This window comes from Halorubrum sp. SS7 (assembly GCF_005435055.1).
Taxonomy (GTDB): domain Archaea; phylum Halobacteriota; class Halobacteria; order Halobacteriales; family Haloferacaceae; genus Halorubrum; species Halorubrum salinarum.
In genome coordinates this window covers 1-379 of the sequence record NZ_SGXV01000390.1, presented here as the reverse complement: position 1 = coordinate 379, position 379 = coordinate 1, and the positions used below count along the sequence as shown (strand labels likewise).

The window sequence follows — 379 nt, the reverse complement described above, 5'->3', positions numbered from 1 at the left end:
ACCCGACCTCGACCTCCCCGTCGTCGAGCGCGTCCCGGACCGCCTCCGCCCCGGCCGCGTTCTCCACTCTGGCCAGCGTGACGTGCGGCGTGAACGCGTGGTCGGCGGGATCGACGCCGAGCGCGGTCGTCTCCGCCTCGAGGGCGCGGTGAAGCGCGGTGAGGTCGTCGCCGCCGCGCTCGATCCCCGCCCAGACGACGGACACGTAATCTCGGTTCGGGAAGACGCCGAGACCGCCGACCGCGCAGTCGAACGGCGCGACGCCCGCGCGGTCGACCGCCCGCTCGCCGGCGGCGATCACGTCGTCGAGGGCGGAGTCGTTCGGGCTGTCGTCCTCGTCGCCCCTCGCGACGTCGCCGAGGAACTTCAGCGTCACGTG

The 379-nt window shown here is 74.1% G+C and carries 1 protein-coding gene; it reads right to left on the bottom strand.

The features are described from left to right. On the bottom strand, nt 1-379 hold a 379-nt coding region (gene thpR / locus EXE44_RS18525), incomplete at both ends, for an RNA 2',3'-cyclic phosphodiesterase (RefSeq protein WP_137718085.1).